Origin of the sequence: Falsiroseomonas sp. (genome assembly GCF_041690465.1) — a bacterium.
Classification (GTDB): domain Bacteria; phylum Pseudomonadota; class Alphaproteobacteria; order Acetobacterales; family Acetobacteraceae; genus Falsiroseomonas.
On record NZ_JAWLHG010000012.1, the window covers coordinates 96,241 to 121,546 of the forward strand.

Here is a 25,306-nt window from a genome sequence, read left to right on the forward strand (position 1 = left end):
GCGCCGGGCATCAGCCCGGCAGGTGCTTCATCTCGATCTCGACGAAGGAGAGAAGCGCCGTGCCGGCATTCACGACGTTGTGCTCCACCCCGGCGGGCCGCGCGTAGCTGACGCCCGCCTTCAGCTCCGCCGTCATCGTGTCGCCGCCGGGCAGTTCGAGCAGCAGCGTCCCGTCGGTGACGGGCACGACGACATAGGCCATGCCATGCCGATGCCAGCCGGTCTCCGCGCCGGGAGCGAAGTCCCAGCGCGTGACCTTCACATGCGCATCGTCGAGCTGCACCGTGCCCGTCGCAGGCTCCCGGCAGCGGAGCGGCTCGTTCATTCCGCGGCCTTCGCCATGCCGAGCCCCGGCAGCGGCAGCGCGCCGGCGGCCTGCATCGCGTCCCACGCCTTCTGGCCCTGCTCGGCCGAGAGCGGCAGATGCGGCGGGCGGATCACGCGCCAGTTCGCGTCACCCGTGCTGCGCGCGATGATCTCGCGCAGGCCCGGGATCAGCGGCACCGCGGTCGCGGCCTTGCGGGTCGCGTTCAGCACCGCCTGCGCCGCGTCCGCCTCCGCGCCCGTGCGCTTCTGGTAGACGACCTGGCCGAAGCGCGCATTGACGTTCGAGGCCGCGGTGATGCAACCCGCGCCGCCATCGGCCAGGATGCGCTGCACGAACTCGTCGGAGCCGGAATAGACCTCGAACCCGTCCTTGGCGAAGTTGTCGATCATCGCCTTCATGTTGGCATAGTCGCCGGAGCTGTCCTTCACGCCCTTGATCACGCCGGGGAAGGCCTTCAGCAGCCGACCGATCAGGTCCAGGCTGAACGGCACCGCGCTCTGCTGCGGGAAGTGGTAGAGATACAGCGCGATGCCGCCGCCGACGCGGTTCACCACCTCCGAGAAATACGCGAACAGCCCGTCGTCGCTCGGGCCCTTGTAGTAGAAGGGCGGCAGCACGAGCACGCCGCGGCAGCCCTGCGCCTTGGCGTGCTTCGTCAGCTCCACCGTGTCGGTCAGGGACGCCGTTCCGGTGCCCGGCATCAGCGCCGTGGCGGGCACGCCGCGCGCCAGGATGCCCTCCAGGATCTGCTTGCGCTCGTCGAAGCCGAAGCTGTTCGCCTCGCCGGTGGTGCCGAGGATGCCCAGCCCGTTGCAGCCGTTCGCCAGCAGCCACTTGCAGTGGCCGGCGAAGCGGTCGAGGTCGGGCGAGAAATCCGGCTTCATCGCCGTGAGCGCGGCGGCGTTGACGCCACCGAACAGCGCATCCTTCATGGTGTCGAGGTCCTTCCGTCTGGATCGGGCTTGCGGGGCCTGGCGGCGCGCGGCGTGCGGCCGGGCCAGGGGACGATGTGGTCTGCGAGCGACCCTGCCTCGCGCTCGCGGATCGCCTTGCCGCGCACGGAGACGCCAGCCTGGGCGACCGTCTCCGGATCGCCGGAGACCAGCGGGTGCCACCAGGGCAGGTCCTGCCCCTCGGCCAGCAGGCGATAGGCGCAGGTGGGCGGCAGCCAGTCGATCCCGGCGACCTTCTTCGGCGTGAGCTTCACGCAATCCGGCACGCGGGCCTTGCGATTGGCGTAGTCGGTGCAGCGGCAGCTCTGGGTATCGAGCAGGCGGCAGGCGACATTGGTCCAGGCGAGTTCGCCGGTCTCCTCGTCGCGCAGCTTGTGCAGGCAGCAGCGCCCGCAGCCGTCACAGAGGGACTCCCACTCCGCGCGGCTCATCTCCGCGAGCGTCTTGCGGCGCCAGAAGGGCTGCGTGGCCGTCATGGGGCTTCCTTAGAGCCTCCAGGCGCCACTGACCAGAATGTCCCCGCCTCGCCGCTTGACGATACGGCCAGCTTCGCACATCGGGTCCCCTTACCATGCATGGCCGCAACAATCCCTGGGCGCCGCGCCCTGCGGCCCCGTCGCCGCCGCCGGCCGGGACGCACCGAGCCCTGCGCGCGTTCTGGTGGCTCTGTGCCGGGTGGGTGGCTCTCGCGACGCCACTGTCGATAGCTGAGGATGCGCGTCTGCTCGCGACGACAGAGCAGGTGACGGGGATCGTGCTGGCTCATGACGAGCCGGGCGGCGCACCCGAAGCTATTCATGCACGGCCGCCACTCGCGCCAGGAGACATCAGGCTGCGTCGGCAGGCTCTCAGGTTCACCACTGCCGCCGGACAGGACGTGACAGTCGCCGTCGCTGTGTCTCCACTTCCGTGGCGAACCGTTACGCCGGGCAGCGCCATCACGATCCGCTACGATCCCGAGTCACCTGCGACGCGCCCGATTCTTCGCAGCGGCGGCGAGATTCTGGGCAGCCTGATTCTCGATGCGCTCGGTGCGTGGATTATGATCCCCGCCTTCATCCGTGTTGCTCGCGGCGCCACCTTGCACCTGAGGACACTCTGGCCACCATGGCCGTGGCGCGGGCTAAACTAGGAATTTGTCTTCTCAGGCAAGGCGCTTCAGCGCCGCCAGGAAGCGTGAGGCGGCGGTCTCCGGTGGCCAGGGCTCCCAGGGCGTGCCGCCGAACTCGGCCGCGAGCGGATCGGTTTCCATTACCGCGGCGCGGATGCCGAGGGTGGCGCGCACCTCCGCCCGCGACCAGCCCGCGACATGCACCGCCTCCGCCGCGGCCATGGCGATGTCGAGCTTCTTGTGAAGCTTCCGCTCCTCATCGCCCCAGGGCGGCAGCGCGTAGCGGGCCGCGATCACCGCCGCCAGGCGCTGCTGCAGCTCGAGGAAGCCGGCGCCCAGGAACGGCTTGAGCGGCGAGATGCAATCGAAATTGGTCAGCCCCTCCTCCGCGTCGTGCAGCAGCTCGCGGCGCAGGGCGATGCGCGTGGCGGCGGGTTTCGCGGCACGCCGCAGCGCGAGGACCGCCAGCGAATGCTGCGCCACCGAAAGCGGCGCCGGCCACACCGAATGCCCGCCCCAGCGGAAGGTCCGCGACAGGCCGGTGGCCAGATCCTCGTCGGTCCAGTCGAAGGGCGTCGGCGCCAGCAGGTCGAGCCGCCGGCCGGAGGGCAGCCGCACCCAGGCCCTCGCCGGCTTCGCCCCGGCCATCGTTCCGCCCGTCATCGCGGCCTGATGCAACCGCTGGCAAGCGGCGTAAAGGGGGCCGGCCATTGCGCCGCGCCGGAGCAGCCCGCATCGTAGCGGCGATGAAGTTCCTGCACGCTGCCGACATCCATCTGGACAGCCCGCTCGCCGGCCTCCAGGCGCGGGCGGACCTGCCGCCCGGCCTGCTGCGCGACTGCACCCGCCGCGCCTTCGCCGCGATGGTGGACCTGGCGCTGGCCGAGGATGTCGCCTTCGTCGTCATCGCCGGCGATCTCTACGATGGCGACTGGAAGGACTTCTCCACCGGCCTGTTCTTCGCCGAGCAGATGAAGCGCCTCGGCCGCCCCTGCTTCCTGCTGCGCGGCAACCATGATGCGCATTCGGTCATCTCCCGGGATCTGCGCCTGCCGCCCAATGTGCGCGAGTTCTCCGTCCGGACCTGCCAGACGCATAGCCTGCCCGAGCTCGGCGTCGCGCTGCACGGCCATTCCTTCCCGAAGCGCGCAGTGCCGGAGGATCTCTCCGAGAGCTACTGCGAGCCGCTGCGCGACATGCTCAACATCGGCGTGCTGCACACCTCCGGCGAGGATCCCGGCGAGCACGAGACCTATGCGCCGTGCAGCCCGGGGCGGCTGGCGCTGAAGGGCTACGAATACTGGGCGCTCGGCCACATCCATTCCCGCCGCGTGCTGCATGAGCGCCCCTGGATCGTCTTCCCCGGCAACACCCAGGGCCGCCATGCGCGCGAGACCGGCGCCAAGGGCTGCACGCTGGTGACGGTGGAGGACCGCCGCGTCGTCGCCATCGAGCACCGCACGCTGGACACGTTGCGCTGGGCGGTGCTGGAGGTGGATGCGGAGGGCGCCGATGTCGCGACCCTCACCGGCCGCATCGCGACGGCGGTGCAGGCGGCGCTTGCCGGCGCCGAGGACCGCCCCCTGCTCGCCCGGCTGGAGCTGCGCGGCGAGACGCCGCTTCACGCCGCCCTTGCGACCGATGCCGAACGCCTCGCCGCGGAATGCCGCAACGCCGCGATCGAGGCGGGCGGCGATCTCTGGGTGGAGGCGGTGCGCGTGCGCACACAGCCGCTGCGCCTGCAGGCCGCGGATACGCTGGAGCCGCTGCGCGCCGCCTTCGCCGCCGGCCTCTCCGATCCCGGCCGCGTCGAGGCCCTGCTGGCGGAGATCGCTGCGCTGCGCGGCAAGGTGCCGCTTCCCGCCCGCGAGGGGCTCTCGCTGCCCAGCGACGCCGCGGGCCTGACGCAGCTCGCCCGGGAGGCGTGGCAGATCGCCGAGGCCGTGATCCTCGCCGAGGGCCGTGGATGAGGCTGCTCCGTCTCGATCTGCTGCGCTACGGCCATCTCGCCGATGTCGCGCTCGACTTCCCGCGCGAGGCGGCGCTGCATGTGGTGCTCGGCGCCAACGAGGCGGGGAAGTCCACCGCGCTGGCTGCGATCGGCGATGCGCTGTTCGGCTTCCCGCACCTCACCCCGTTCGCCTTCCGCTTCGATACTGCGCAGCTTCGGCTCGGCTTCACCGTGACAGCCGCGGACGGCACGGAAGCCGCCTTCCTGCGCCGCAAGGGACGGCAGAACACCCTGCTCGACACGGCGGAGACACCGCTGCCGGAGACATCGCTGGCGCGCCTGCTCGGCGGCGCCGGCCGCGACCTGTTCGAGACCACCTACGGCCTGAACGGCGAGACGCTGCGACGCGGCGCGCTGTCCCTGCTGCAGAGCGGCGGCGAAGCCGGCGAGAGCCTGCTCGCCGGCATGGGCCTGCCCAATCTGCGCAAGGCGCTCGACCATCTCGACGAGCAGGCGAAGGCGCTGCACGGCGATGGCCGCGGCCGGCGCCGCCTGGCCAGCGCGACGGAGGCCTGGCGCGAGGCGCATCGCGCCGCCGAGGAAGCGGCGATCAAGCCGCGCGAATGGCTCGATGCCCTGGAGGACCAGCGCCGCATCACCGCCGAGCTGGAGAACGCCACGCGCGAAGCCGGCGCGCTGAGCCGGGAGCGCGGGCGGCTGGAACGCACGCGCCGCGTGCTGCCGCTGCTCGCACAGCTCGATGCGCGGCGGCGCGAGCTTGCCGAGGTGGCGGACGCCCCCAGCCTGCCGCCCGGCGCCGCCGCGACGCTGCGCCGCCTGACCGAGGCGCTGCGCCAGGCCCAGGAGGATATGCGCCGCGAAGCCGCCGAGGCCGCGCGGCTCGAAGCCGAACGCGACGCCCTGCCGCAGGATGCGCCGGTGCTCGCCGTGCAGGACGAGATCGACGCCTTGGCCGAGCAGCGCAGCGCCGCCGCCAATGCGCAGCGCGACCTGCCCGAGGTGCAGCGCAAGGTCGCCGAATGCCGCGCAACGGTGGAGGAGGCCGCGCTGCAGCTCGGCCTCAGCGAACCGGCCGAGGCGATCCGCGAGGCGGTGCCGAAGCCGGCCGAGCGGCAGAAGGCGCAGGCGCTGATCCGCCGCCGCACCGAGCTCCTCACCCGTCTGGCAACGGAGGCGCAGGCGCTGCGCGAGGCGGAGCGCAGGCTGGAGCAGGCGAAGGCGCGGCTTGCGGAAGCGGCGCCGCCGCCCGCCGCCGCGCCGCTGCGCCGCGCCGTTGAGGCGGCACGCGGCGAGGGCCCGCTGGACCGTGAGCTCGCCGCCGCGGAGCGCGCGCTCGCAGAGGCGGAGCAGCGTGCCGCCGCGGCGCTCGCCGCCCTGCCGCTCTGGTCGGGCGATGCGGCGGCGCTCGCCGCCTGCCCGGTGCCGCTGCAGCCCGCAACCGAGGCCGCCGCGCAACGCCTCGCACAGGCACGCGCCGAGGCCGAAGCCGCCCGCGATGCCGCCGCGACGCTCGTCGCGGAGACCGCCGCGCTGGAGGAAGCGCTCGCGCATCTCGCCCGTGGCGAGACGGTGCCGACGCGCGAGGTGATCGCCGCCGAACGCGCGCGCCGCGATGCCGCCTGGCGCCTGATCCGTCGTGCGATCGAGAGCGGCGCGCCGCCGCCGGAGGACCGCGCCGGCCTGCCCGAGGGCCCGCTGCCCGATGCCTTCGAAGCGCTGCGCGATGCCGCCGACCGGCTCGCAGATGCGCGTGCCGACGATGCGCAGCGCGTCAACGACTACGCCGCGAAATCGGCACGCCTCGCGCTGCTGCGCGCGAGGCAGGCGGAGGCCGCTTCGGCAGTCGCCGCGACCGGCCAGGCCGCCGCGATCGCCGAGGACGCGTGGATTGCGCTCTGGGCACCGGCCGGCATCACGCCACAGGGCGGCGAGGCCATGGCGGCATGGCGCCGCCAGCGCGACGAGATCCTGCGCCTCGCCGAGCTGGCGACCGAGGCACGGCAGCGGCGCGACGGCATTGCCGGGCGGCGCGCGGAGGCGCGCACGGCACTGCTTGCGCTGGCGCCGGACGCGGCGGCGACGCCGACGCTCGCCGCATTGCTGGCGCAGGCCGAGGAACGTTGCGCCGCGGCGGAGGCGGCCGAGGCGGCGCATCGCAGCCTGGCCGAACGCGTGGAGCAGGAGCGCGCGCGCGCCGTGGAAGCGCGTGGCCGCCACGACGATGCGACGGCGGAACTCGGCGCCTTCGAGGCCGAATGGCGCCCCGCCGCCGCCGCGCTCGGGCTTGCGCCCGGCGCGACCGCGGAGGATCTGGAAGCCGCGCTCGCCGCCTGGACGCGCATCGCCGAAGCCGCGCGCGCCTGGCGCGGCGATGCGGCGCGCGTCGCCGCCATGCAGGACGCGGCCGACAGCTTCGCCGCAGCGACCTGCGCGCTGCTCACACGGCTCGGGGCCGAAGATCCGGCGGAGCCCGCAGCGCCGGCGGTGGCCCGCCTCGCCCGGCGCCTCGCCGAAGCCCGCAACGCGCAGCGCGACGCGCAGGCGCTGTCGAAGCAGATCCAGGACCGCCGCAACGCCGCCGAGGCGGCGCAGCGCAGCCAGGCCGCCGCCGAGCGCGAGATCGCGGCGCTGCGCGAGGCCGCCGGGGCTGCCGACCTCGTCGCGCTCGAGGAGGCGATCCGCCGTGCCGAGCGGCGCGATGCGCTGCGCGGCGAGATCGCCGGGCTGGAAGGCGAACTGCTGCGCCAGGGCGCCGGGCTGGACGAAGCCGCGCTCCGCACCGAGGCCGACGGCGTGGACCATGATCTTGCTGAGGCGCGGCTCGCCGAGATCGAGGCCGGCCAGACGGAGCGCGACCGCGCGCTGACCAAGCTCGGCGCCGACCGGCAGGCGGTCGAGACGCGACTTGCCGCGTTGCAGGCCGGCCGCGACGCCGCCGCGCATGCGCAGGAGGCGCGGCACCATCTCGCCGAGGCGCAGTCCGCGGCCGAACGCTATGCGCGGCTGCACCTCGCGCGCACGCTGCTGCAGGCGGCGATCGAGCGCATCCGGCAGGACCAGCAGGGGCCGCTGCTGCGCGCCGCGGGCGCGCATCTCGCCCTGCTCACCGCGGGCCGCTACCTCCGGGTCGTCACCGACCAGGACGAGGCGAGCCGCACCGTCTTGCGCGCCGTGCGCGAAGATCGCACCGAATGCCCCGTGGAGGCACTGAGCGAAGGCACCCGTGACCAGCTCTATCTGGCGCTGCGCGTCGCCGCGGTGGAGGCGCATGCCGCCGGCGCCGAGCCGCTGCCCTTCATCGCCGACGACCTGCTGGCAACCTTCGACGACACCCGCGCCGCGGCCGCCATCGCGCTGCTGGCGGAACTCGGCCAGCGGGTGCAGGCGATCCTGTTCACCCACCACGCGCATATCGCCGATCTGGCGCGCCGGCAGCCCGGGGTGCATGTGCAGGAACTGCCCGCCGCCTGAGGCTTGGCGGGAGCGGCGGCCGGCGTAAGCTGCCGCGCGACGAGGGAAGGAACGCCACCATGGATGCCACCACGCTGCCGCCCGTGATCCGCCTGTCGCCGGAGGACGGCGTGGTGATCGCGCGCATCGGGCTGCCGCCGGGCACGCCGGTGGCCGAGGGCGTCGCGGTCGGCGCGCGGCGCATTCCGCCCGGGCACAAGGTGGCGGTGCGGCCGCACGCCACGGGAGAAGCGATCCGCCGTTACGGCCAGATCATCGGCTTCGCCACCGAGGCGATCGCGCCGGGCGACTGGGTGCACACCCACAACTGCGCGATGGGCGATTTCAGCAAGGACTACGCCTGGGGCGTGGATGCGAAACCCACGCTGTTCGTGCCGCAGCCCGCCACCTTCATGGGCATCCGCCGCGCCGATGGCCGCGTGGCGACGCGCAACTACATCGGTATCGTCACCAGCGTGAACTGCTCGGCGCATGTCGCCGACCTCATCGCCGACGCCTTCAAGCGCAACCCCATCGCCGGCCACGACCCGCTGGCGGAATTCCCGAACGTGGACGGGGTGGTGGCGCTGACCCACAAGACGGGCTGCGGCATGACGATGGGCGAGCCGCTGCGCCTGCTGCGACGCACCCTGGCCGGCTTCGCGCGGCACGTGAACTTCAGCCATGTGATCGCCATCGGCCTCGGCTGCGAGGTCAACCAGCTCGGCCCGATGCTGGAGGAGCAGAAGCTCGCCGGCCGCCTGCGCAACATGGACATCCAGGAGATGGGCGGCACGCGGAAGACCGTGGAAGCCGGCATCGCCTTCGTGCGGGAGGTGCTGGCCGAATCCAACCGCGTGCAGCGCGAGCCGGTGCCGGCGTCCGAGCTGATCGTGGCGCTGCAATGCGGCGGCTCGGACGGCTATTCGGGCATCACCGCCAACCCGGCGCTGGGTGCGGCGAGCGACCTGGTGGTGCGCCATGGCGGCACGGTGATCCTCTCCGAGACGCCGGAGACCTATGGCGCCGAGCATCTGCTGACGCGCCGCGCCACCTCGCGCGAGGTGGGCGAGAAGCTGGTGGCGAAGATGCGCTGGTGGGAGGAGTACACGGCGCGCGAAGGGGCGGAGATGAACGCCAACCCCTCGCCCGGCAACAAGGCGGGCGGGCTGACCACCATCCTGGAGAAGTCGCTCGGCGCCATGGCGAAGGGTGGCACCACCAACCTGACGGCCGTGTACGACTATGCCGAGCCCGTCACGGCGAAGGGCTTCGTCTTCATGGACACGCCCGGCTACGACCCCGTGGGCGCGACCGGCCAGGTGGCGGGCGGGGCCAACCTGCTGTGCTTCACCACGGGCCGCGGCAGCGTGTTCGGCATGAAGCCCACGCCCTCGATCAAGCTCGCCACCAACTCGGCGATGTATGAGCGGATGAGCGAGGACATGGACGTGAACTGCGGCACCATCCTCACCGGCGAGGAGAGCGTGGCGGAGTGCGGTGAGCGGATCTTCGAGATGATGCTGCGGGTTGCGGGCGGCGAGCGGACGAAGAGCGAGAGCTACGATTTCGGCAGCAGCGAATTCGCGCCCTGGGTGCTCGGCGCGACGATGTGAGGCTCAGCGCCCGCTCACCGTCCCTGGGCCAGGCGCGCGATCAGCTCCCGCACGTGGAAGCATTGCGCGACCTGGTGGCCGGCATCGGGGCGCAGGGCCATGGCCGGGGTGGTGATGCGGTTGGCCCATTCCTGGCAGGCCGCGGCGGTTTCGAAGTAGCGAGTCTCCAGGGTGGCGGGACCGCCCGACACCGCCAGTACCAGAGCAACCCAGGCTCCCATGCCCGCCTCCCGCCAAGGTCCGCCAGAACAACGCGGGGGCGCGCCACCGGTTACGGGATGGGGGCGCGGTCGATGCGGCTCAGCCCCTCGTTGACGCCGCGATAGATGGCCTCGATCCCCGTGATGCCGCGCGCGGCGAGGCGCTTCGCGTGCATCGCGTGATAGGCCTCCGCGGCCGCGCGGCTTTCGAACAGATACACCCCGCCGGCGCGGCCCCGCGCGGGCTCCTCGGTCCAGATCTTCCAAAGCAGCCCGTGCTGGCCGGCAATGTCCTCGGCCAGCGGCTTCAGCGCCTCGGTCCGGTCGGGACCGAAGGCGTCGTTCGGGAAATCGAAGATCAGGACGGTGACGTCGCCCATCTCAGCCCCCGTAGGCGACGGTCCGCTGGACCTGCTCGCCGAGGCCCTGGATCGAGAGCTTCATCGTCTGCCCGGCCTTGAGGAACATCGGCGGCTTCTGGCCGAGCCCCACGCCTGGCGGCGTGCCGGTGGAGATCACGTCGCCCGGATGGAGCGTGATGAAGTGCGAGACGTAGGAAACCAAGTGGCGCACGCCGAAGATCATGGTGCGGGTCGAACCGTCCTGCTTGCGCACGCCGTCCACATCTAGGGTCATCGCCAAGTCCTGCGGATCGGCGATCTCGTCCTTCGTCACCAGCCAGGGGCCGAGCGGGCCGAAGGTGTCGCAGCCCTTGCCCTTGTCCCAGGAGCCGCCGCGCTCGATCTGCCATTCGCGCTCGGAGACGTCGTTGCAGACGGCGTAGCCGGCGACGTGGTCCATGGCCTTCTCTTCCGGCACGCATTTCGCCGTGCTACCGATGATGACCGCAAGTTCCACTTCCCAGTCGGTCTTCACCGAGTCCTTCGGGATGATGACGTCATCGTTCGGCCCGCACAGCGCACCGAGCGACTTCAGGAAGACGATCGGCTCCTTCGGGATGGCGGCACCCGTCTCCGCCGCATGGTCCGCGTAGTTCAGGCCGATGCAGACGAAGTTGGTCAGCCCGGTGACCGGCGGGCCGAGGCGCGGATTGCCCTGCACCGCCGGCAGGCTGGCCGGGTCGAGTGCCGCAATCCTCGCCAGGCTCGCGGGCGAAAGGGCATCGCCGCGCAGGTCGGCGATCACGCCGGACAGGTCGCGGATGGTGCCCGACGCATCGAGCATGCCGGGCTTCTCGGCGCCGGCGGGACCGTATCGAAGGAGCTTCATGGCGTGATCCCTAACCTGTGCAACGTTCCCGGGCTAGTCCCGCTCCGGGCGGCCCGCCGTACGAACCCTACAACATCCAGCCGCCGTCGATGACGATCGCCTGGCCGGTGACGAAGGCGCTCTCGTCGCTGGCGAGATAAACCGCGAGCGCCGCCATCTCCTCGGCCGTCGCCAGCCTTCCCATCGCCTGGCGCGCCACGAAGGCGGCGCGCGCCGCATCCAGTCCGCCTGCCTCGCCGGCATTCGCGGCGATGCGTTCGCCGAGGCTCGGCGTGTCCACCGTGCCCGGGCAGATCGCGTTGCAGCGGATGCCGTCGCGCACGTATTCGGTGGCGACCGACTTGGTCAGTCCGATCACCGCCGCCTTGGTGGTGCCGTAGACGAAGCGGTTCGGCGCCCCCTTCAGCGAGGAGCAGGCGGAGCTCATGTTCACGATGGCGCCGCGCCTGCGTTCGATCATCCCGGGCAGCACCGCGCGCGTCATCCGCCACATCGAGCGGACGTTGAGATCGAAGGCGAAGTCCCACTCCGCCTCCGTCGCGGTGAGGATGGTGTTCTGGTGCACGAAGCCGGCGCAGTTGAACAGGATGTCGAGCGCGCCGGCCTGCTTCGCCGCCGCCTCGATCGCCGCGGGGTCGAGCATGTCGAGCACATGCGTGGTGATCCCGGGCGCACGGAGTTCGGCGAGCTTCGCCGCATCCTTGTCGGTGGCGATCACCTCGGCGCCCTCGGCAGCGAAGGCGAGCGCCGTGGCGCGGCCGATGCCTTGCGCTGCGGCGGTGATCAGGGCGCGTTTGCCGGAAAGGCGGGCGGGCATGTGTGTGGTTCCCCCGATGGCTTGCAAGGCAGGGCGATGCCCCCACCCCGACCCCCCCGCTTCGTAGGGGAGGGAGATGGCATCAGTGATTGTGCCGGCTCTCGCCGCGCGTCTCCAGGATGTTCAGGTACAGCGTTGCCGGCTCCAGGCAGGCGCCGGTGCCGAGCTGGCCGACATGGGTGCGGTAGATCTCCTCCCAAGGCGTCTTGTTCACCAGCTGCGGCGGCGCCCAGGCGGCGCGGCGCGCATCCAGTTCCTCCTGCGGGATCAGCACGTCCACGCGCCGCGTGTTCAGGTCGATGCGGATGCGGTCGCCGTTCCGCAGCAGCGCCAGCCCGCCGCCGACCGCCGCTTCCGGCGTGACGTTGAGGATGGATGGCGAGCCGGAGGTGCCGCTCTGCCGCCCGTCGCCCATCGTCGGCAGCGCGTTGATGCCGCGTTTGATCAGCGCCGCCGGCGGCTGCATGTTCACCACCTCGGCCGAGCCCGGGTAGCCGACCGGGCCGCAATTGCGGATCACCAGCACGGTCTTCTCGTCGATGCCGAGCGCGGGATCCTCGATGCGGGCGTGATAGTCCTCCGGCCCCTCGAAGACCGCGGCCTTGCCTTCGAACACGTCCGGCGTCTCGGAGAGGAAGCGCTTGCGGAACTCCTCGTCGATGACGCTGATCTTGATCACCGCGCTGTCGAACAGGTTGCCGGTCAGCACGAGGAAGCCGGCCTTCTCCTTCATCGGCTTCGCATAGGCGCGGATCACCTCGCGGTCGCGCGACAGCGGGATCTCGGCCAGGTTCTCCGCCACCGTCTTCCCGGTGACCGTCATCACGTCGCCATGCAGGCGGCCGGCTTCCAGCAATTCCTTCATCACCGCCGGTATGCCGCCGGCGCGGTGGAAGCCCTCGCCGAGGAAGCGGCCGGCGGGCTGGCAATCCACCAGCAGCGGGATGTCGGCGCCGACGCGCTGCCAGTCCTCCAGCGTGTGCTCCACGCCCATGTGCCGCGCGATGGCGATCATGTGCGGCGGGCAGTTGGAGGAGGCACCGATTGCGGAGGCCACCGCCACCGCGTTCTCGAACGCCTTGCGCGTCATGATGTCGGAGGGGCGAAGGTTCTGCTGCACCATCTCCACGATGCGCCGCCCGGTGTAGTAGGCCATCTGCGCGCGTTCGCGGTGGGGCCCGGGGATGGCGGCGCAGCCGGTCATGCTCATGCCGACCGCCTCCACCAGGCTGTTCATGGACAGCGCCGTGCCCATGGTGGAGCAATGGCCCCAGGAGGTGGAGCTGGCGGCGACCGCTTCCATGAACTGGCGATTGTTGATCTCGCCGGCGGCGAGCCGACGCCGCGCTTCCCACACCACAGTGCCGGAGCCGACCAGGCGGCCATTGTACCAGCCATCGAGCATCGGCCCGCCGGAGAGCGCGATGGCCGGGATGTTCACCGTCGCGGCCGCCATCAGCGCAGCGCCCGGCGTCTTGTCGCAGCCGATGGTCAGCACCACGCCATCCAGCGGGTAGCCGTGCAGGATCTCGACGAGGGAGAGGTATTGCAGGTTGCGGTCCAGCGCCGCGGTCGGGCGCTTCAGCGTCTCCTGGATCTGGTGCACCGGGAATTCCAGCGGCACGCCGCCGGCGTCGCGGATGCCCTCCCTGACGCGCTGCGCCAGGATGGTGTGATGGCGGTTGCAGGGGGCGATGTCGCTGCCGGTCTGGCTGATGCCGATGATCGGGCGGCCGGATTGCAATTCGTCGAAGGTCATGCCGAAATTCAGCTGGCGCTCGCAGTAGAGCGAGGTCATGCCGGGGTCGGCGGGGTCGTCGAACCAGCGCTGGCTGCGCAGCTTGAACTGCTTCTTGGTCTGGTCGTGGTCGTCGGCCATGGCGCCCTCCCGCTCAGTCTTTACCCGCGGGGGGAGTGAGGCGCCCGGCCGGCCGCCTGTCAACGCCCGGCGCGGTGCCGGATCGGCAGCCCCGCCATGCGCGCATCGCCGCGAGAGGCCCCGGCCCGCGGCGACAGGGGAGAGGCTGCGAAGCACGGGAAAGCATGTCCGGAGTTGCATGCCGCTTCCCGACATGTTGCAAGGGTCATCCGCCGGCGGCGCCCGATGGCCCGGTGCGAGTCGGCAGCCGAGGGAGAATGAGGAGGGTCCCATGGCGGAAACCGCCGCCATCATCGTCTGCGACGACGAGCCCGATCTGCGCGACGCCGTGGCCGAGTACCTCGCCCGCCGCGGCCTCGACGTGCGCCGCGCGGAGGACGCGGCCGACCTTCGGCGCCAGCTCGCCGAGCGTCCGGCCGACCTCGTCCTGCTCGATATCGCCATGCCTGGTGAGGACGGGCTCTCCCTCGCCCGCGCGCTGCGCGCCGAGGGCGATATCGGGATCGTGATGCTGACCGCCGCAGGCGACGTGGTGGATCGTGTCGTCGGGCTCGAGGTCGGCGCCGACGACTACATCGCCAAGCCGGTCGACCTGCGCGAGCTGCTGGCGCGGATGCGCGCCGTGCTGCGCCGGCGGGAGGCCACGCAGCAGGCCGTGGGCGGCGTCGCTCCGGCCGCCGCCGCCCCCGCCGCGGCGCCGCCGCCGACCACACCGGCGGTGCCGGCGGGCCGCCGCGTGCGCATGGGGCGCACCGTGCTCGACCTCGATGCGCGGCGGCTCACCGGGCCGGACGGGGCGGAGATCCCGCTCGGGCCCAGTGAGTTCGCGCTGCTGCGCGCCTTCGCCGAACGCCCCGGCCGCGTGCTGAGCCGGGAGACGCTGCTCGACATCGCACACCCCCGCGGTGACGAGCATTTCGACCGCTCGATCGACGTCCGCATCGCCCGCATCCGCCGCAAGGTGGAAGCGGTGCCGGAGCGGCCGGCGGTGATCAAGACCATCCGCGGTGCCGGCTATGTCTTCGATCCGACTGCCGAAGCCTGAGGACAAGGTGGATCTGCCCGCGCCCGTCTCCGAACTCGCGCTGCTGCGCGGCGTGCTGGACGTGGCGCCGGCGCGCGTCGCGGTGATCTCGCGCGAGCGGCGCTACCTTTACGTCAACCGCGAATTCGCCGAGTTCGCCGGCCGTCCCCCCGAGGAGATCATCGGGATGACGACGGTGGAGCTGATCGGGAAGGAGTTGTCGGACAAGCTGATGCCGATCTCCGACCGCGCCCTGGCGGGGGAGACGGTGAACACCGAGGGCTGGGTGGACTACCGGCGCAATGCGCGCCGCTACATCGCCTACACCTTCGCCCCCTTCGGCGGCGGCGGCGGCCCGCCGCCGGCCTTCATCAACTACATGCGCGACCTGACCGAGCTGAAGCGGCGCGAGGAGGAGGCGGCGGCGCAACGCGCGCATCTGCGCGCCATCCTGGAAGGCATCGCAGATGGCGTGAACATCGTCGGTCCCGATGCGCGGATCGTGCTCGCCAATCGCGGATTCCTGCGGATGTACGGCTTCCCCGACCGCCTCGCCACGCCGGGCACGCCGCTGGCCGATTTCGTGCGCGAACGCGTCCGCCGCAACGAGTTCTACCCGCATGAGGATGACTGCCGCCCCGAGGAGGACCTGGTCGTCACCCGCGTGGCGCAGATCATGACCGCACCGATCGGCCGCTTCGAGGAGATGCGCCCGGATGGCCGCTGCATCGAGGTGCGGCGCGAGCGGCTGGCCGACGGCACCATCGTCAACACCTATGTGGACATCACCGCCCGCCGCGAGGCGGAGCGCGCCCGCCGCGCCAGCCGCGACGCACTGCGGCGCAACGAACGGCTTTCCGCGATCGCCTCGCTGCTCGCCGGCGTCGCGCACGAGATCAACAACCCGCTCGCAGTGGTCGCCGCGCAATCGCTGCTGCTGGCAGAGGAGGCGGAGGGTACGCCGCTGGCCGAACGTGCCGAGAAGGTGCGGCTGGCGGCCGAGCGCTGCGGGCGGATCGTCGCCAGCCTGCTCGCCTCCGCCCGCCAGAAGCCGGCGCGGCGGGAGCCGGTGAACCTGGCGCAGGCGGTCGAGGCCGGGCTCGACCTTACCATCGAGACGGCGCGCGCCGCAGGGATCGAGCTGCGGGTGGATCTGGAACCGGGTCTGCCGCCGATCAGCGGCGATGCCGACCAGATCGCGCACCTCGTCGGCAACCTGGTCGGCAATGCGCGGTCAGCGCTGGCCGGTTCAGCCGACGCGACGCGGGCGCAGCGGATAACGGTGTCGTTGCGGCGCGAAGGCAAGCAGGTGGTGCTGCGTGTCGCCGACAATGGTCCTGGCGTGCCCACGGCGCTGCGCGAGCGGGTGTTCGACCCGTTCTTCACCACCAAGCCCGATGGCGAGGGCACCGGCGTGGGGCTCGCACTCTGCCGCACCATCGCCAAGGCCCATGGCGGCAGCATCGCGGTGGAGGACACCGAGGGCGGCGGCGCGACCTTCGTGGTCAGGCTGCCGCTCGCCGCCGGGTAGCCGCCGCGCGCGCATCGCACGCCCGGCGCCGTGTCACGGATCGATGTTGTAGTCCGTGATCCCGCAGGTGTTCACGTTGCGCCGCTCCAGCGAGCGGCCATTGGCGAAGACCAGCTTGATGTCGTTGACGCATTCGCCAACCGGCAGCCGCACGATCAGCGATTGGCCGTGGTGCAGCACGTTCTGGCCGAGATGGTCCTGGCCCCAGTCGCTGCGGGCGGCCGAGGAGACATAGGCCTCCTGGATGGTCACGCCCGAGCGGTTGTTGATCCGGAAGGAAGGATCGCTGGACTGCGCCATCGCGGGCGCGGCGAGGCCGATCAGGAGGAGGGCGGCCGGCAGGCCGCGGCGCAGGAATCGCATCGGAAGGGTCCCGTGGAGGCGGCCGGAAGTGCCCGGCGCGCCATCATTCTCTATCGAGGTTGTGAACGGCGCAATAACCGACACAAAAAATCAACTTGTGCGTCAGGCCGCCGCTTCCTCCAGGAACACCTGCACTGCCTGGAACAGCGCGCCGGGGCCGCGCCGGCCGGTCGGACGCGGCGTGCAGCGCGCGGCATGCGGCACGCCCGGGCGCGCCCCGCGCGGCGGGCATGGGTGCGCCCTGCGCGAACGGGTAAACGGACGGCATGGATGCGATCCTCGACGCCTCGCCGCGCGATCGGGCCGCCTCCGCCTGGCGGGCGGAGGCGCGGGCGATGCTCGTGCTCGCCTGGCCGCTGGTGCTCACCAACCTCTCGCAATTCGCGCTGACGCTGACCGACACCGTCTTCCTCGGCCGGCTCGGCACGACGGAGCTGGCGGCGGCGACGCTCGGGATGAACCTGTTCTTCGCCGCGCTCGCCCCCTGCTTCGGCCTGGCGATGGCGGCGGCGCCGATGGCGGCGCAGACGCGCGGCCGCGGGCGCGGCTTCGTGCGCGGCATGCGGCGGGACGTGCGCGCGGCCTTCTGGGCGGTGGCGGCGGTCACGCTGCCGACCTGGGTGCTGCTCTGGCATGCGGAAGGGGTGCTGCTGCTGCTCGGGCAGCAGCCGGGCCTGGCGGCGCTGGCGGGCGACTACGTCCGCGCCTTGATGTGGGGCATGCCCTGCTTCTGCGGCTTCATCGCGCTGCGCGGCTTCCTGGCGGCGGAGCAGCGGCCGGGCACGGCGCTGATCGTCGCCTTCGGCGGCGTGGTGCTCAACGTGCCGCTGAACCTCTGGCTGATCCATGGCGGGCTGGGCCTGCCGGGCTACGGCGTGGTCGGGGCGGGGATCGCCTCCTCGCTCTGCAACCTGGCGATGCTCGCGGGGCTGCTGGCGCTGATCGCGCGTGACCGGCATCTGCGGCGCTTCCACATCCTTGGCCGCTTCTGGCGCTTCGATGCGGCGCGGCTGAAGGAGGCGGCGGTGATCGGCCTGCCGATCGCCGGCGCCATGGCGCTGGAGATCGCCACCTTCGCCTTCGCCGCCATCGCCATGGGCTGGCTCGGCGCGGTGGCGGTGGCCTCGCACGCCATCGCCGTGCAGGTGGCCTCGATGACCTTCATGGTGCCGATGGGGCTCGGCCAGGCGGCGACGGCGCGCGTCGGGCTGGCGACCGGCGCCGGCGACAGCCGGGCGGCGGCGCGCGCGGGCTGGGTGGCGATCGCACTCGGGGCGGGGTTCATGGCGGTTTCGGCGGCGGTGCTGATCGGGTTCGGCGCGGTGATCGTCTGGGCCTTCCTGCATTCCGCCAATCCCGGCGCGGCCGAGACCGCCAGGCTGGCCGCGACGCTGCTGGTGCTGGCGGGCCTGTTCCAGCTGGCGGACGGCGTGCAGGCGGTGGCCGCGGGGGCGCTGCGCGGGCTGAAGGACACCGCCGTGCCGATGCTGCTCGCCGGCTTCGGTTATTGGGTGGCGGGGCTGCCGCTTGGCCTGATGCTGGCCTTCCCGGGCGGCTTCGGGGCGCCGGGCCTGTGGGTCGGGCTGGCGGTGGGGCTTTTCCTCGTCGCGGGATTGATGCTGCATCGCTGGGTGCGGCTTTCCGCGCCGCGCCGAGGGACGGTGCGGCGGCGCTGAAGGGAGCGGTCATGGGCGTGTGGAAGCGGGCGGCGACGCCCGACGAGGTCAATGCAAGGCTGTCGGCGGCCGGCGCTTCCGCCGTATTCGGGATCCGCGTCACGGCGATCCTGCCCGATTCGGTGCGGGCCGAGATGACCATCGGGCCGCAGCACCTGCAGCCACATGGCATCGTGCATGGCGGGGTCAGCGTCGTGCTCTCCGAGACGCTCGGCACGCTCGCCTGCATCCTGGCGCTGCCGGAGGGGCAGCACGCCGTCGGCATCGAGGTGAACGCCAACCACCTGGCGGTGATGCGCCCCGGCGAGACGGTGACGGCCGAGTGCCGCCCGCTCCACACCGGCCGCCGCACCCAGGTCTGGCAGACCGAGATCCGCCGCGCGGATGGCAGGCTGGCCTGCGTCTCCCGCCTGACCTGCGCCGTGCTCGAGGGCGACGAACCGGGATGATGGGGGAAGCAGGATGAGCAAGCCCAAGATCGCCGTGATCGGCACCGGCGGCACCATCGCCAGCCAGGGCAGCGGCCCGCTGGACACGCAGGACTACGCCTCTTCCGGCCGGCCGATCCTGACGGCGGAGGAACTCGTTGCCGGCGTGCCGGCGCTGGCCGAAGTGGCGGAGGTCGTGCCGGTGCCCTTCGCCAACATCCCCTCCACCGCCATCGGCTGGGCGGAGTGGCAGGCGCTGCTGGCCAGCATCGCCGCCACGCGCGCCGCGCATCCCGACCTGGCGGGCATCGTGGTCACCCATGGCACGGCGACGCTGGAGGAGACTGCCTACTTCCTCTCGCTGACCATGCCGAACGAGTTGCCCATCGTGGTGACCGGCGCGCAGCGGCCCTTCACCGGTCTTTCCTCCGACGGGCCGATGAACCTGGTGGCGGCGGTGCGGGTGGCGGGTGATCCGCAGTCGCGCGGGCTCGGCGCGCTGGTGGTGCTGAACGAGGAGATCCATGCGGCGCGAGAGGTCACCAAGACCTCCACCGGCCGGCTGCAGACCTTCCGCAGCCCCGATGTCGGCGCGCTCGGCCATGTGGATGCCGACCGGATCAGCCTCTGGCGGCGCCCGACGCGCCTGCTGCCGGCGGGCGAGCGCTTCGACATCGCGGGGATCGCGACGCCGCCGCGGGTGGACGTGACCTATTCGGTCGCGGGTGCCGATGGCGTGGCGGTGCGCGCGTTCCTCGGCGCCGGCGCGCAGGGGATCGTCGCAGCCTGCTTCGCGCCGGGCTTCACCACGCCGGCCGAGCGCGAGGCACTGGCCGAGGCGATGGCGGCGGGCTGCGTCGTGGTGCTGTCCTCGCGTGCCGGTTCGGGGCGCACCTTCCCGGCGAAGCGCTACGCGGCGCAGGGGTTCCTGAACGCAGACAACCTGAACCCGCAGAAGGCGCGGGTGCTGCTGATGCTGGCGCTGACGCGCACGAAGGACCGCGCGGTGATTGCGGAGTTGTTCGCGCGCGCATGACCTCGCTCAGCACTCGGCGCTCTCCGCCCGTTCCGTCCCGGTGACTTCCAGCACCAGCTTGCGGCGCATGGCGTCGGCAAAGTCGGACAGGCCGGCCGCCTCGAGCGCGAAGGCGCCCGGGCCGCCGATGACCGCGGCGCGGTAATACGCCAGTACCGTGTCGGGCCGCGCGATGCCGGTCTCGTTCCGGGGGCCGCCCTCGATCGCCAGCCCGTTCAGTGTCACGCCTTTGGCAACCGCCAGGTCCCGCGCCTTCTCTACGGGCTCGCCGTTGTTGTTCGGGCCGTCGCCGCAGATGTCGATGACCCGGCGCGTTGCCGCCCAGGGCGTATCCTCCAGGACGCGGAGGGAGAAGGCGATCCCGCGGGAGATCGCGGTGCCGCGCCGCGACGATGCCGCAGGGAGCGGCCGGCGGAGCAGCGCTGCTGCCCACGCCTCGGACTCGGCGGCGGATGCGATGCGCGCCCAGGGCAGCAACAGGCGCTGGAAGGTGAGGCCCGACCACTCGACATAGGCCACGCCGATCGCGGCGTGCGGACCGGTCGCGATGCCTCGCAGCACGAGCGGGTCGGTCAGCGCGGCGCAGTAGCCCTGCCGCTGGAGCACCATCTCATCCTCGCTGATCGAGCTCGACACGTCCGTGGCGAGCACGAGCGAGAGATCGACTTCGGCATGCTCCGCCGAAGATGTCGCCAGGTGCTGCGGGCCAGCATCGGCCGTCCGGGTCGGCCAGATCGCGGCCGCAGCGAAAAGGGCACGCCTGCGCATGCATCCCTCCCCAGCCCGGCAGCGGGAAGAAAGGATTACGGCAAGACGGCGGCCTGCGGCGATTCACGTCGCTGCGCGGTGTGGACTTCGCTGTGGCCGCGGAGGAGTGGTGCCCGCGGCGTCAACGCCCGGTCGCCATCCTCAACGCTATCTTCCCGACAGGCTCGCCGAGGCGTCACGCTTGAGCAACGACACGGTCGCTCAGCAGCCGCCGGGCAGCGGCTCCAGTTCCAGCAGCTTGCCCTCCACCGAGAATTCGCCGAAATCCATCACCAGGCCTTCGGCGATGCCGTTCTCGAAATAACGCAGCCCGACCTCGTAGTCCGGCTGGCTGGCGCCGCCGGTGGCGGCACCCCGCTCGAAGAAGGCGATGCGCATGCCGCCCGAGGCCTGTTCGGCCAGCAGAGGGAAACGCGCCGGCGCCGCGGCCGGGGTCCAGCTGGAGATGATGGTGGTGGTGTCCTGCGCGCCCTCGTCAGAGGTGCCGTCGAACAGCGGCGCCTGGAACAGCCGGCGCCCGGCCCGCGCCGTCTCCACCGACAGCACGGTGTGGCGCATCGGCAGGATGGTGCCGGCCGGCAGCGCTTCCTCGCGCCCGGCGGGCTCCTCGTAGCGCACCCGGCCAGAGCCGTCGGGGTTCAGCGTCGCCTCGCCGGAGATCCGCTGGCTGACCGCGCCCTCGGCGGACTGCGTCAGGGAGAAGCGCAGCCGCGAATTGTCCTTCGCCTCCCAGGTCGCGTAGTCGGAGACGGTCTCGATCTCCTGCCCGTCCCGATCGATGATGGTCATCGTCATGCGCTGGCGGGTGGCCCAGCCCTCGCAGGCGTCCAGCACGTCGAACACCATGGCGCCGCGCACCGAGCTGATGCCGGAGTTGCGCGCCTCCCCCATGTCGAGCCGGTAGGCGGCGCGGTGCGAGGCCATGCGCGCGATGCCGGCGGCGATCGCCTGGCCGCTCACGCCGTGCTGGGCGGCGATGGCGGCCGCGGCGGGCGCCTGCGCGGCGGCCGGGGCGGCGAGCAGCGCCAGCCCGGCGGCGGCGCCGAGCAGCCTACGGGCGAAGCGTGGTGCGTGCGGCATGGCAGCTCCTTGGCGGGGCGTTCGGGCGAGAATTAGGAAGCCTTCGGCCCGGCGGCACCCTTGGGGGGCGGAAGATCCAGCTTTATCGACAGTTCCTTGAGGCGCGCCGGCTCCACCGGGGCAGGCGCCCCCATCATCAGGTCTTCAGCCTGTTGATTCATGGGGAACAATATCACTTCGCGAATATTCGGTTCGTCGGCGAGGAGCATGACGATGCGGTCGATGCCGGGGGCGGAGCCGCCATGGGGCGGGGCGCCGTAGCGGAAGGCGTTCAGCATGCCGCCGAAGCGCTGCTCGACGACCTCGGCCGAATAGCCAGCGATCTCGAAGGCCTTGATCATGATGTCCGGGCGATGATTGCGGATGGCGCCGGACGACAGCTCGATGCCGTTGCAGACGATGTCGTACTGGTAGGCCTTGATGGAGAGCGGATCCATCGTGTTCAGCGCCTCCAGCTCGCCCTGCGGCATGCTGAAGGGGTTGTGGCTGAAATCGACCTGCCCGGTCTCCTCGTTCAGCTCGTACATCGGGAAGTCGGTGACCCAGCAGAAGCGGTAGGCGTCCCGCTCGATGAGACCGAGCTCATTCCCGAGGCGGGTGCGGGCCTGGCCGGCGAGCTTGGCGGCCTCGTCCTTCTTCCCCGCCGCGAAGAAGACGGCGTCGCCGTCCTTCAGGCCGCAGGCGACCTTGATGGCGCTGACGCGGTCCGATTCCAGGTTCTTGGCGATCGGGCCGGCGGCCTCGCCATTCGTGAAGGTGATGTAGCCGAGGCCGCCGGCACCCTGCTCGCGGGCCCATTCGTTCATCTTGTCGAAGAAGCTGCGCGGGTTGCCGCCGGCACCCGGCGCGGGGATGGCGCGCACGACGCCGCCCGAGGCGGCGATCTTCGCGAACAGGCCGAAGCTGCCGCCGGCGAAGTGCTGCGTCACGTCGGCAATGCGGATCGGGTTGCGGAGGTCGGGCTTGTCGGAGCCGAACTCCAGCATCGCCTGGTCGAAGGGGATGCGCGGGAAGGGCGCGGGCGTCACCGCGCGCTTCGTCCCCGAAAAGTCGGAAAATTCCTCGAAGACGCCGGCCAGCACCGGCTCGATGGCGGCGAAGACGTCTTCCTGGGTGACGAAGCTCATCTCGAAGTCGAGCTGGTAGAACTCGCCCGGACTGCGGTCCGCCCGGCTGGCTTCGTCGCGGAAGCAGGGGGCGATCTGGAAGTAGCGGTCGAAGCCGGCGACCATGCAGAGCTGCTTGAACTGCTGCGGCGCCTGCGGCAGCGCATAGAACTTGCCGGGATGCATGCGCGCGGGCACCAGGAAGTCCCGCGCGCCCTCGGGGCTGCTCGCCGTCAGGATCGGGGTCTGGAACTCGGTGAAGCCCTGCTCGATCATCCGCCGGCGGATCGAGGCGATCACCGCGCTGCGCAGGATCAGGTTGCGGTGCTGCTTCTCGCGCCGCAGGTCGATGAAGCGGTAGCGGAGCCGCAAATCCTCGGGGAATTCCTGCTCGCCGGCCACCTGGATCGGCAGCACCTCGGCCGCGGATTGCACCGCCACCTCGGCCACGCGGAGCTCGATCTCGCCGGTCGGCAACTTCGGGTTGATGGTGGACCCCTCGCGCGGGACCACCTGGCCGGTCACCGTCACCACGCTCTCGGCGCGGGCGGCGTCCAGCGTCGCGAAGGCCGGGCTGCCGTGGGCGACGACGCATTGGGTGAGGCCGTAATGGTCGCGCAGGTCCACGAACAGCAGCCCGCCATGGTCGCGCTTGCGGTGCACCCAGCCGGAAAGCCGGACGGTCTTGCCGGCATCGGCGGCGCGGAGCGCGCCGCAGGTGTGCGTGCGGTAGGCGTGCATGTTCGGGTCCGGGGTGCCTGAAGGATGGGCGAAACCGCACCACCCCGGGCGGGAAGTCAAGAGTTTGGGGATGGTGGGCGGCTTCCCGCCGGGGATGGCGAAGGCTAAACCCGACCTCATGAGCCGCCGCCAGCCGGCCGGCGCCGCAAGCGCGCCCGCCCTGATCACCGACACCGCCAGCCTCGCCGCGCTGTGCGAACGCCTCCGCCAGGAGAGCTTCGTGACGGTGGACACCGAGTTCATGCGCGAACGCACCTATTGGCCGGAGCTCTGCGTCGTGCAGCTGGCGGGCGACAAGGAGGTGGCGGTGGTGGACGCGCTCGCGCCGGGGCTCGACCTCGGCCCGCTCGGCGCCCTGCTGGCCGACGAGGCGGTGCCGAAGGTGTTCCACGCGGCCCGGCAGGACGTGGAGATCTTCCTGCTGCGCTTCGGCGCCGTGCCGACGCCGCTGTATGACACGCAGATCGCCGCCATGGTGGCCGGCTTCGGCGACCAGGTGAGCTATGACGCGCTGGCCCGCGCGCTGGCCAATGCCAGCATCGACAAGGCGCACCGCTTCTCTGACTGGGCGGCGCGGCCGCTGAGCCCGGCGCAGATCGCCTATGCCGCGGCCGACGTGACGCATCTGCGCGACATCTATCGCGGCCTGACCGCCCGGCTGGAACGCGACGGGCGCGCCAAATGGGTGGCGGAGGAGATGGCGGCGCTGGCCGAGCCCGCGACCTATCGCGCCGACCCCGAGACGCAGTGGGAGCGGCTGCGGCCGCGCAGCCACAACCGCCGCTTCCTCGGCGCGCTGCGCGCCGCCGCCGCCTGGCGGGAGCGGGAGGCGCAGCGCGTCAACATTCCCCGCCAGCGCCTGGTGAAGGACGAGACGCTGCTGGAGATCGCCGCCACCGCGCCCGAGACGCCGGCCGACCTGGCCCGCGCGCGGGGCATCTCGGAGGGCTTCGCCAAGGGCAAGTCCGGCGCCAGCCTGCTGGCGGCGCTGGCCGAGGCCAAGGCCTTGCCGGAGGAGGCGCTGCCCGAAGTGCCGCGCGACCGCGCCGGCCCCGCGCCCTCCCCTGCCCTGGTGGCGCTGCTGAAGGTGCTGCTGGCGGCGCAGAGCGAGGCGCACCACGTGGCGCCCCGCCTGCTGGCCAGTTCCGAGGAGCTGGAGCGCCTGGCCGCCGGCGAGGAGGACCTTCCGGCGCTGCATGGCTGGCGGCGCGAGGTGTTCGGCGAGCAGGCGCTGGCGCTGAAGGCCGGGCGGGTGGCGCTGGGGGTGGAAGGGCGCAGGGTGAAGGTGATTGGGGCGGGGTAGCGCGGGGCGCGGAACGCGTTCGGAGCGGCCGGCCGCGACCCGGAGCGGGCCTTCGCTCCGGGGGCATCCCATAGGGAGAGCGCTCGCCGAAGCATGCCCCGCGCCGGACGCTTGGCATGCTCGCGGCGCTACTGCGGCGAGGCGCGCCGCCACACCGTGTGCAGGATTACGCCGCTCGGAGTCCGCGGGTTGCTGAACGCCAAGTCGGTCCGCGTCATTGTCGTGATAATGCGCCGTTGCGGGGCGCCCCCCATCAGGTTCGTATAGGTGCTGCCCTCGATCGTCAGCGTGAGCTCCCGCGCCGTCTCGTTGACGGTGTAGCTGCCATAGTAGGCAATCGACTCGCGGACCACCGCCATCGCCTCCTCCGGCGTCGCGCGGGCGCGGTCATTGGCGGCCAGCCGCGGCACGGTCGCCGAGGACTGGAACAGCGAGAACCGGCCATCGGGCGTGAAGATCATGATACCCTTCGGGCTCGCGCCGAAGGGCTCGCCGCGGGCCCCATCGTCGGCCTGGCTGACCACCGACACGAAGGACCAGGCGCCGACGATGCCGTCCCTGACCGATGTCGTCTGTGCCCGCGCGTCGAGCGGCAGGAAGGCGGCGACGAGCAGCAGGGTGGCAAGGCGGAGGTGGAACACGGCGGCGATCCTCCGGGGGCGGCACGCGCGGCTGTGGTTCCAGCCTGCGATGG

Annotated in this window: 24 protein-coding genes; 10 read left to right on the forward strand and 14 right to left on the reverse strand. The window is 71.9% G+C overall.

Translation table 11 applies throughout. The features are described 5' to 3' along the window. Positions 1 to 10 precede the first annotated feature (10 nt). Genes ACESM1_RS14045 through ACESM1_RS14055 form a run of 3 tightly spaced genes read right to left on the reverse strand, consistent with a single transcriptional unit; the run spans position 11 to position 1,757 of the window. Complete coding sequence (locus ACESM1_RS14045; protein WP_372621017.1) at positions 11 to 325, reverse strand: cupin domain-containing protein; 315 nt, start codon at positions 323 to 325, stop codon at positions 11 to 13. Beyond that, positions 322 to 1,260, reverse strand: coding sequence for a dihydrodipicolinate synthase family protein (locus ACESM1_RS14050; protein WP_372621019.1), 939 nt, complete (start codon positions 1,258 to 1,260; stop codon positions 322 to 324). Before ACESM1_RS14050 ends, ACESM1_RS14045 begins: the two co-directional genes overlap by 4 nt. Further along, the gene (locus tag ACESM1_RS14055; RefSeq protein WP_372621021.1) at positions 1,257 to 1,757 is read right to left on the reverse strand and encodes a YcgN family cysteine cluster protein; all 501 of its coding nucleotides are present in this window, start codon (positions 1,755 to 1,757) and stop codon (positions 1,257 to 1,259) included. The genes ACESM1_RS14050 and ACESM1_RS14055 overlap by 4 nt, the downstream gene beginning before the upstream one ends. A gap of 95 nt (positions 1,758 to 1,852) precedes the next feature. On the opposite strand from ACESM1_RS14055, the gene ACESM1_RS14060 reads away from it, so the two are divergent. Next, entirely contained in the window at positions 1,853 to 2,413 is a 561-nt protein-coding gene (locus ACESM1_RS14060) for a DUF3592 domain-containing protein (protein ID WP_372621023.1), read from the forward strand. A gap of 12 nt (positions 2,414 to 2,425) precedes the next feature. Here the strand turns inward: ACESM1_RS14060 and ACESM1_RS14065 are convergent, their stop codons facing one another. Then, positions 2,426 to 3,055, reverse strand: coding sequence for a phosphohydrolase (locus ACESM1_RS14065; protein WP_372621025.1), 630 nt, complete (start codon positions 3,053 to 3,055; stop codon positions 2,426 to 2,428). A gap of 83 nt (positions 3,056 to 3,138) precedes the next feature. On the opposite strand from ACESM1_RS14065, the gene ACESM1_RS14070 reads away from it, so the two are divergent. The 3 genes from ACESM1_RS14070 to ACESM1_RS14080 are packed head-to-tail and all read left to right on the forward strand — an operon-like array spanning position 3,139 to position 9,430. Next, complete coding sequence (locus tag ACESM1_RS14070) at positions 3,139 to 4,362, forward strand: exonuclease SbcCD subunit D (RefSeq protein WP_372621026.1); 1,224 nt, start codon at positions 3,139 to 3,141, stop codon at positions 4,360 to 4,362. Further along, entirely contained in the window at positions 4,359 to 7,835 is a 3,477-nt protein-coding gene (locus ACESM1_RS14075; protein ID WP_372621028.1) for an AAA family ATPase, read from the forward strand. The genes ACESM1_RS14070 and ACESM1_RS14075 overlap by 4 nt, the downstream gene beginning before the upstream one ends. A 59-nt stretch (positions 7,836 to 7,894) precedes the next feature. Further along, positions 7,895 to 9,430, forward strand: a complete 1,536-nt coding sequence (locus ACESM1_RS14080; protein WP_372621030.1) for a UxaA family hydrolase — start codon at positions 7,895 to 7,897, stop codon at positions 9,428 to 9,430. A gap of 14 nt (positions 9,431 to 9,444) precedes the next feature. On the opposite strand, the gene ACESM1_RS14085 is transcribed toward ACESM1_RS14080, so the two are convergent. From ACESM1_RS14085 to ACESM1_RS14105, 5 genes are all read right to left on the reverse strand, one after another. Further along, positions 9,445 to 9,651: a hypothetical protein gene (locus ACESM1_RS14085; RefSeq protein WP_372621032.1), complete on the reverse strand. Its 207-nt coding sequence runs from the start codon at positions 9,649 to 9,651 to the stop codon at positions 9,445 to 9,447. A 50-nt stretch (positions 9,652 to 9,701) separates the two neighbouring features. Further along, positions 9,702 to 10,010 (reverse strand): YdhR family protein, encoded by a 309-nt coding sequence (locus tag ACESM1_RS14090; RefSeq protein WP_372621034.1) that lies wholly within the window; start codon positions 10,008 to 10,010, stop codon positions 9,702 to 9,704. Between the two features lies 1 nt (position 10,011). Further along, positions 10,012 to 10,860: a fumarylacetoacetate hydrolase family protein gene (locus ACESM1_RS14095; RefSeq protein WP_372621036.1), complete on the reverse strand. Its 849-nt coding sequence runs from the start codon at positions 10,858 to 10,860 to the stop codon at positions 10,012 to 10,014. 67 nt (positions 10,861 to 10,927) lie between these two features. After that, entirely contained in the window at positions 10,928 to 11,677 is a 750-nt protein-coding gene (locus ACESM1_RS14100; RefSeq protein ID WP_372621038.1) for an SDR family oxidoreductase, read from the reverse strand. A gap of 82 nt (positions 11,678 to 11,759) precedes the next feature. After that, positions 11,760 to 13,556, reverse strand: coding sequence for an IlvD/Edd family dehydratase (locus ACESM1_RS14105; RefSeq protein ID WP_372621040.1), 1,797 nt, complete (start codon positions 13,554 to 13,556; stop codon positions 11,760 to 11,762). A gap of 271 nt (positions 13,557 to 13,827) precedes the next feature. On the opposite strand from ACESM1_RS14105, the gene ACESM1_RS14110 reads away from it, so the two are divergent. Then, a complete protein-coding gene (locus tag ACESM1_RS14110) occupies positions 13,828 to 14,601 on the forward strand; it encodes a response regulator (RefSeq protein WP_372621041.1) in 774 nt (257 codons plus the stop codon). Further along, the gene (locus ACESM1_RS14115) at positions 14,573 to 16,111 is read left to right on the forward strand and encodes an ATP-binding protein (RefSeq protein ID WP_372621043.1); all 1,539 of its coding nucleotides are present in this window, start codon (positions 14,573 to 14,575) and stop codon (positions 16,109 to 16,111) included. The genes ACESM1_RS14110 and ACESM1_RS14115 overlap by 29 nt, the downstream gene beginning before the upstream one ends. 33 nt (positions 16,112 to 16,144) lie before the next feature. On the opposite strand, the gene ACESM1_RS14120 is transcribed toward ACESM1_RS14115, so the two are convergent. Continuing rightward, complete coding sequence (locus ACESM1_RS14120) at positions 16,145 to 16,474, reverse strand: hypothetical protein (RefSeq protein WP_372621045.1); 330 nt, start codon at positions 16,472 to 16,474, stop codon at positions 16,145 to 16,147. Between the two features lie 266 nt (positions 16,475 to 16,740). Between ACESM1_RS14120 and ACESM1_RS14125 the strand changes: the two genes are divergently transcribed. From ACESM1_RS14125 to ACESM1_RS14135, 3 genes are read left to right on the forward strand one after another with little or no spacing between them, the layout of a single operon-like run. Further along, the gene (locus tag ACESM1_RS14125; protein WP_372621047.1) at positions 16,741 to 18,150 is read left to right on the forward strand and encodes an MATE family efflux transporter; all 1,410 of its coding nucleotides are present in this window, start codon (positions 16,741 to 16,743) and stop codon (positions 18,148 to 18,150) included. An 11-nt stretch (positions 18,151 to 18,161) separates the two neighbouring features. After that, positions 18,162 to 18,599 carry a PaaI family thioesterase gene (locus ACESM1_RS14130; protein WP_372621049.1) on the forward strand — a complete coding sequence of 146 codons (438 nt, stop codon included), beginning with the start codon at positions 18,162 to 18,164 and terminating at the stop codon, positions 18,597 to 18,599. Positions 18,600 to 18,612: 13 nt separating this feature from the next. Next, positions 18,613 to 19,614: an asparaginase gene (locus ACESM1_RS14135; RefSeq protein ID WP_372621051.1), complete on the forward strand. Its 1,002-nt coding sequence runs from the start codon at positions 18,613 to 18,615 to the stop codon at positions 19,612 to 19,614. Between the two features lie 6 nt (positions 19,615 to 19,620). Here ACESM1_RS14135 and ACESM1_RS14140 read toward each other — a convergent pair whose 3' ends face one another. From ACESM1_RS14140 to aspS, 3 genes are all read right to left on the reverse strand, one after another. After that, positions 19,621 to 20,382, reverse strand: a complete 762-nt coding sequence (locus tag ACESM1_RS14140; protein WP_372621053.1) for a DUF1194 domain-containing protein — start codon at positions 20,380 to 20,382, stop codon at positions 19,621 to 19,623. Between the two features lie 201 nt (positions 20,383 to 20,583). Then, positions 20,584 to 21,462, reverse strand: coding sequence for a cell envelope integrity EipB family protein (locus ACESM1_RS14145; RefSeq protein ID WP_372621054.1), 879 nt, complete (start codon positions 21,460 to 21,462; stop codon positions 20,584 to 20,586). 32 nt (positions 21,463 to 21,494) lie between these two features. Continuing rightward, entirely contained in the window at positions 21,495 to 23,309 is a 1,815-nt protein-coding gene (gene aspS / locus ACESM1_RS14150) for an aspartate--tRNA ligase (RefSeq protein ID WP_372621056.1), read from the reverse strand. 118 nt (positions 23,310 to 23,427) lie between these two features. Between aspS and rnd the strand changes: the two genes are divergently transcribed. After that, positions 23,428 to 24,612 carry a ribonuclease D gene (gene rnd, locus ACESM1_RS14155; RefSeq protein WP_372621058.1) on the forward strand — a complete coding sequence of 395 codons (1,185 nt, stop codon included), beginning with the start codon at positions 23,428 to 23,430 and terminating at the stop codon, positions 24,610 to 24,612. Between the two features lie 128 nt (positions 24,613 to 24,740). On the opposite strand, the gene ACESM1_RS14160 is transcribed toward rnd, so the two are convergent. Further along, complete coding sequence (locus tag ACESM1_RS14160) at positions 24,741 to 25,253, reverse strand: lipocalin-like domain-containing protein (protein WP_372621059.1); 513 nt, start codon at positions 25,251 to 25,253, stop codon at positions 24,741 to 24,743. Between the last annotated feature and the right edge of the window lie 53 nt (positions 25,254 to 25,306).

Coding starts and splice junctions, on each gene's coding strand:
- ACESM1_RS14145 (WP_372621054.1), bottom strand. CDS start 21,462: ATGCCGCACGCACCACGCTTCGCCCGTAGGCTGCTCGGCGCCGCCGCC.
- ACESM1_RS14135 (WP_372621051.1), top strand. CDS start 18,613: ATGAGCAAGCCCAAGATCGCCGTGATCGGCACCGGCGGCACCATCGCC.
- ACESM1_RS14065 (WP_372621025.1), bottom strand. CDS start 3,055: ATGACGGGCGGAACGATGGCCGGGGCGAAGCCGGCGAGGGCCTGGGTG.
- aspS (WP_372621056.1), bottom strand. CDS start 23,309: ATGCACGCCTACCGCACGCACACCTGCGGCGCGCTCCGCGCCGCCGAT.
- ACESM1_RS14050 (WP_372621019.1), bottom strand. CDS start 1,260: ATGAAGGATGCGCTGTTCGGTGGCGTCAACGCCGCCGCGCTCACGGCG.
- ACESM1_RS14085 (WP_372621032.1), bottom strand. CDS start 9,651: ATGGGAGCCTGGGTTGCTCTGGTACTGGCGGTGTCGGGCGGTCCCGCC.
- ACESM1_RS14080 (WP_372621030.1), top strand. CDS start 7,895: ATGGATGCCACCACGCTGCCGCCCGTGATCCGCCTGTCGCCGGAGGAC.
- ACESM1_RS14125 (WP_372621047.1), top strand. CDS start 16,741: ATGGATGCGATCCTCGACGCCTCGCCGCGCGATCGGGCCGCCTCCGCC.
- ACESM1_RS14140 (WP_372621053.1), bottom strand. CDS start 20,382: ATGCGCAGGCGTGCCCTTTTCGCTGCGGCCGCGATCTGGCCGACCCGG.
- ACESM1_RS14095 (WP_372621036.1), bottom strand. CDS start 10,860: ATGAAGCTCCTTCGATACGGTCCCGCCGGCGCCGAGAAGCCCGGCATG.
- ACESM1_RS14100 (WP_372621038.1), bottom strand. CDS start 11,677: ATGCCCGCCCGCCTTTCCGGCAAACGCGCCCTGATCACCGCCGCAGCG.
- ACESM1_RS14120 (WP_372621045.1), bottom strand. CDS start 16,474: ATGCGATTCCTGCGCCGCGGCCTGCCGGCCGCCCTCCTCCTGATCGGC.
- ACESM1_RS14090 (WP_372621034.1), bottom strand. CDS start 10,010: ATGGGCGACGTCACCGTCCTGATCTTCGATTTCCCGAACGACGCCTTC.
- ACESM1_RS14130 (WP_372621049.1), top strand. CDS start 18,162: ATGGGCGTGTGGAAGCGGGCGGCGACGCCCGACGAGGTCAATGCAAGG.
- ACESM1_RS14070 (WP_372621026.1), top strand. CDS start 3,139: ATGAAGTTCCTGCACGCTGCCGACATCCATCTGGACAGCCCGCTCGCC.
- ACESM1_RS14060 (WP_372621023.1), top strand. CDS start 1,853: ATGCATGGCCGCAACAATCCCTGGGCGCCGCGCCCTGCGGCCCCGTCG.
- rnd (WP_372621058.1), top strand. CDS start 23,428: ATGAGCCGCCGCCAGCCGGCCGGCGCCGCAAGCGCGCCCGCCCTGATC.
- ACESM1_RS14105 (WP_372621040.1), bottom strand. CDS start 13,556: ATGGCCGACGACCACGACCAGACCAAGAAGCAGTTCAAGCTGCGCAGC.
- ACESM1_RS14045 (WP_372621017.1), bottom strand. CDS start 325: ATGAACGAGCCGCTCCGCTGCCGGGAGCCTGCGACGGGCACGGTGCAG.
- ACESM1_RS14110 (WP_372621041.1), top strand. CDS start 13,828: ATGGCGGAAACCGCCGCCATCATCGTCTGCGACGACGAGCCCGATCTG.
- ACESM1_RS14075 (WP_372621028.1), top strand. CDS start 4,359: ATGAGGCTGCTCCGTCTCGATCTGCTGCGCTACGGCCATCTCGCCGAT.
- ACESM1_RS14055 (WP_372621021.1), bottom strand. CDS start 1,757: ATGACGGCCACGCAGCCCTTCTGGCGCCGCAAGACGCTCGCGGAGATG.
- ACESM1_RS14115 (WP_372621043.1), top strand. CDS start 14,573: ATGTCTTCGATCCGACTGCCGAAGCCTGAGGACAAGGTGGATCTGCCC.